The 4,634-nt window shown below is 60.1% G+C and carries 4 protein-coding genes; all 4 read right to left on the bottom strand.

The window, feature by feature from the left end; all coding sequences use genetic code 11:
• Positions 1 to 1,203: 1,203 nt before the first annotated feature.
• The 4 genes from H5368_RS13380 to H5368_RS13450 all read right to left on the bottom strand — a co-directional run bounded on the left by H5368_RS13380 (position 1,204) and on the right by H5368_RS13450 (position 3,547).
• On the bottom strand, positions 1,204 to 1,509 hold the full coding sequence (locus H5368_RS13380) for a hypothetical protein (RefSeq protein WP_182825450.1): 306 nt from the start codon (positions 1,507 to 1,509) through the stop codon (positions 1,204 to 1,206).
• 469 nt (positions 1,510 to 1,978) lie between these two features.
• Entirely contained in the window at positions 1,979 to 2,296 is a 318-nt protein-coding gene (locus H5368_RS13375; RefSeq protein ID WP_182825448.1) for a hypothetical protein, read from the bottom strand.
• A 617-nt stretch (positions 2,297 to 2,913) separates the two neighbouring features.
• On the bottom strand, positions 2,914 to 3,234 hold the full coding sequence (locus H5368_RS13370) for a hypothetical protein (protein ID WP_182825446.1): 321 nt from the start codon (positions 3,232 to 3,234) through the stop codon (positions 2,914 to 2,916).
• Positions 3,235 to 3,316: 82 nt separating this feature from the next.
• A complete protein-coding gene (locus tag H5368_RS13450; protein ID WP_220486685.1) occupies positions 3,317 to 3,547 on the bottom strand; it encodes a hypothetical protein in 231 nt (76 codons plus the stop codon).
• Between the last annotated feature and the right edge of the window lie 1,087 nt (positions 3,548 to 4,634).

Below are 4,634 nucleotides of genomic sequence, written 5' to 3'. Positions count from 1 at the left end.
GTCCGGACGGGTCTGCGGCTTCCAGCCGCTGAAGTGTGCGACGGCGGTGTAGCCCAGAACACCCAACAGAACCCAGCGGAACCACGCCCAGAAGCGCGTGCCCCACAGTACGTTCTTGAAGTGGCGAATTTCCGAGTCTGTCAGTTTCACTTCACGCCTCCTTGCGGTGCAGTGGTGCGCCTAACACCTAAGTTAAGCCGAGACGCGTAGTGGAGCCAAGCACATGGCAAGCTGTATCTGCCATGTGGTTGGTGGAACGAAGCGGCTTCGGCTTGAACGCATTGTTAGGTGCCACCCGTAATGCAATGCTCTGTCACCGGCTGGATGAGCGCCCGGCGTAAAACAAACGGGCTCTCGTTCTTGGAGCCGGTGTCTTCCCTCAGAGCCAGAAAGTAGCCATCCACCATCGCCCACCCCTCGCGAGGCAACTGACCCTGGACGCACGCAACGCTGGAGAGGTGAATTGTCTCGACCGGCTGACAGGAAGCGGCAGAATTTGTTGTATCCCCGTCTGCGCACACGTTGAGATTACACCTTTTGCCATCAGCCACCACGTAGCCACAAGTTCTAACAAACTTTCCGTCCCAAGAACTAGCGCTCTTCACCAGGGCCGACGGAGTGACTTCCGTGAATCCGCCGCTATCGCAGCCCATCAATAGAGCAACAAGCATCAAACAGAGGACATTCTTCATGTGGCACCTAACACCAGAGTTAAGCCGAGACGCGTAGTGGAGCGAAGCACATGGCAAGCTGTATCTGCCATGTGGTTTGCGTAACGAAGCGGCTTCGGCTTGAACGACTTGTTAGGCCGCCGCACGCCGAGCTTGCGCCCAACCTTGCGACAGCCCAACCCCTGAGCCGAACAGTACAACAAGTCTGGGCGAACGGCCTGAGGCTGGCACTTGCCGGGGCCAAGGCCGGGACCACCACCTCGCGCGGCCAATAACTCTCACTGCGCTCTGTCCGAAGCCGACTCGGCCGGTCGAATCTTGCGGAGAGTCGCGTCTGTCCGAAGCCGAAGTGCTACAGAGCTGACTGCCGATGCCCGCAACGTGCGTGCGAGGTGAGAACGCTGCGGATCAGCGAGGTGCTACAGATTGCCTGGAACCCCGCAACAACAGTGCGGTAAACAAGGCCTAACGCCTGAATTAAGCCGAGCCGCGAAGCGGCTTCGGCTTGAATGAATTGTTAGGCAACATGCGGCTAGCTGCCTGAAGCGGCAATGGCTATAACAATAACAAGCACAGCAAGAGGGACAATCCAAAGCATGTCCCTCAACGCTTTGGCGCCGCGCTGCATGTCCTCATCGCTGTTCATTGCGGCATTAATACGGGCTGCCTCCCGGCGCTTGTATTCTTGCGCCAGTTCATCTGCGCGAAGTTTGATGTAGAGCGCTCTTCCTCGCTTTTCATCCCCGTCGGATAGAGCAACAGACTTCACGAACAGGGCGGCGTCAATCTGACCGCTTGCAACTTCCGCGGCGGCCAGCCCAAAGAAATGCTTGTCCACCGAGAATCTCCCCTATGTTGCCTAACACCAGAGTTAAGCCGAGACGCGCAGTGGAGCGAACCACATGGCAAGCTTTACCTGCCATGTGGTTTGCGTAACGAAGCGGATTCGGCTTGAACGACTTGTTAGGCCGCCGCACGCCGAGCTTGCGCCCAACCTTGCGACAGCCCAACCCCTGAGCCGAACAGTACAACAAGTCTGGCCGAACGGCCTGAGGCTGGCACTTGCCGGGGCCAAAGCCAGAACACTCGACTCGCGCGGCCTAGAACTCTCACCGCGCCTTGTCCAAAGCCGACTCGGCCGGTCGAGTCTTGCGGAGAGTCGCGCCTGTCCGAAGCCGAGGTACTGCAGGGGTGACTGCCGATGCCTGCACCGCGCGTGCGAGGTGCAAAAGCTGCGGATAAGCGAGGCAGTACAGATTGCCTGGAACCCGGCAACAACAGTTCGGGAACAAGGCCTAACACCAGAATTAATCCGCGTCGCGAAGCGACGTCGGCTTGAATGACTCGTTAGCCCGCATATCTGCAGCCTGACGCTCTCGTACCAGCTTGCCTGAGACCAACAGATTCTTTGCTGGAACGACCAAGCCTGACTCGAATGGGGTAAAAAGCACCGTCATAATGATCATTGGAACAAGGCCGATCGTCTTGGCACTCGGGTCAATCGCTCGGCAAGTTCGGTGCACCGCTGTTGCGTAAGCGATGACGGGGGGAACCGTGATGAGCGCCAAGAAAATTGAACTGGCGACCACCGCTCTGGACGAGTGCACTAATGCAGTGACGATCATGGCAGCGAACCACGCCACGTGGACCACGTAGCTCTGTAGGAGCCGCCGCCTCTGCTTGATCAGTTTGGGGATCAGAGATGCATCCACTGCGGCCTAACACCAGAGTTAAGCTGAGACGCGTAGTGGAGCGAAGCACATGGCAAGCTTTCTGTGCCATGTGGTTTGCGTAACGAAGCGGCTTCGGCTTGAACGACTCGTTAGGCCGCCGCTACCCAGCACCGGACCCAACCCCTGAGCCGAACAGTACAACAAGTCTTGCTGGAGAGCTTGGCCTGGCACCTGGCACGAGCGGAGCCTACAAGATCAAGTCGCGCGGCCAAGAACTCTCACCGCGGCCCGTCCGAAGCCGACTCGGCAGGTCGAATCTTGCGGAGGGTCGCGCCTATCCGAAGCCGAGCTGCTTCACGGCCGACAACCGACGCCGCTCACCGCGCGTGCGAGGTGCAAATGCCGTGGATGAGCGAGATTTCCAACTCGCCTGGACCTTCTCCCCGGCAGTGCGGGAAACAAGGCCTAACACCTAAGTTAAGCCGAGACGCGTAGTGGAGCAAAGCGCATGGCAAGCTGTACCTGCCATGTGCTTTGCGTAACGAAGCGGCTTCGGCTTGAACGCATTGTTAGGCGCGCCCCGCCGGTGTGCCAAGCGCGAACTCCTTAACGCCAGCCGCAGCGAGCTGTGCCCGGGCCTCCGGATCCTCCGCAACCACGCGGCGAAGCGTGTGAAATACGTAGGTGCGGCACAGACCTGGCCAAGCGACAAGCATGTAGAGAGCCCCGGCAACCAGCCAGTCCGGGCGGGTCAGCGGCTTCCAGCCGCTGAAGTGTGCGACGGCGGTGTAGGCCAAGACACCCAACAGAACCCAGCGGAACCACGCCCAGAAGCGGGTGCCCCACAGTACGTTCTTGAAGTGGCGAATTTCCGAGTCTGTCAGTTTCACTTCACGCCTCCTTGCGGTGCAGTAGTGCGCCTAACACCTGAATTAAGCCGCGCCGCGAAGCGGCGTCGGCTTGAATGAACTGTTAGGCGGCGCACCAGAGTGCAATGCCGCCGATGACGAACAGTACCAGCCACGACAAGTGCTTGCCCCTAGTGAGAAACAACGGCAAGACCCCGGACGCAATGAAGGTTAGCCCGATGATCTGGAGCATGCCGGACACCGTAAGGTCGCCGCGACCCGCATGCACCAAGAGCGCAGCAAAGCCGAACCATGCGACCGTGGTGATGTGCCAGGCAAAGCGCAACGTCCGCATCGTGAACTCCGAGCTGCCGAATAGCTTTGGAAGATCACTGGGGCGAAACAGGCGGATGAGGATGTACCGCCCCCGAGGACAGAATGGGCCGCGCCGAGTGCTACGGCAAGAATCGCTGCGGTGTAGAGAAGTCCTGCCATAGCCGCCTAACGCCAGAGTTAAGCCGAGACGCGCAGTGGAGCGAAGCACATGGCAAGCTTTATCTGCCATGTGGTTTGCGTAACGAAGCGGCTTCGGCTTGAACGACTTGTTAGGCGGCAGCTGGCCCGGATGGTGAACTCCCCGGCCCGGACGGCCCGCAGCCTAACCCTTGAGCCAAACACTACAACACCTTGGGCCGAACTGGCCGGGACGTCAGGTCGCGCCGCAAAGTGGCCTGTGGCAGGCCTGCGTGCCGATGATGCGGGCGACTGCTGCCGAAGTTGGGGCTGTCTGGCAGCGCCAAATGCTTAAGGTCACGGTGATGATGCGGAGCCCTCTGCGTACCCAGGCGATGCTCAGCGAGGCGACCCTTCGCGCTGGTGCGGACTATCCGAAGAGCAACCCGCGGCAGACGACGGCGCTTGCCCAGTGACGCCTAACACCTGAATTAAGCCGCGCCGCGAAGCGGTGTCGGCTTGAATGAACTGTTAGGCGCAACTGTATCCGAAGCCGAAGCCGGTACAAGCCCGCGCTCTAGCCGAAGCCCGTAACGAGCTTGCGGCAGAACCCGGACCCCCGTGACAGAGATCTTTCCGGAGCCTGGCCGACCGGTCGCGCGGCCATAATCCGCACCCGTAGCCCGCACGAGGCCGGCCGCGGACGTCGCAATCTTGGCTCGAGGTTGCGTGTGGCCGAAGCCGAGTGGCCTGACGACGCCGCTCACCGCGCGTGCGCAATGCACAGCGAAGAACCAGAAGCCACGACAAGACGAGCTGGTACACGACTCCGCGACCACAACTACTGCGGAGCTATGAGCGCCTAACACCTAAGTTAAGCCGAGACGCGTAGTGGAGCGAAGCACATGGCAAGCTGTACCTGCCATGTGCTTCGCGTAACGAAGCGGCTTCGGCTTGAACGCATTGTTAGGCCCCGTCACGGCGAACAC

This window comes from Luteimonas sp. MC1782 (assembly GCF_014164605.1).
In the GTDB taxonomy this organism is placed as follows: Bacteria; Pseudomonadota; Gammaproteobacteria; order Xanthomonadales; family Xanthomonadaceae; genus Luteimonas.
The sequence above is the reverse complement of the archived record's forward strand: the minus strand, read 5'-3'. Positions and strand labels throughout refer to the sequence as shown.

Excerpts from the sequence above, each read along its gene's own strand:
- H5368_RS13375 (WP_182825448.1), bottom strand. The coding sequence starts at position 2,296 with ATGATCGTCACTGCATTAGTGCACTCGTCCAGAGCGGTGGTCGCCAGT.
- H5368_RS13450 (WP_220486685.1), bottom strand. The coding sequence starts at position 3,547 with ATGCGGACGTTGCGCTTTGCCTGGCACATCACCACGGTCGCATGGTTC.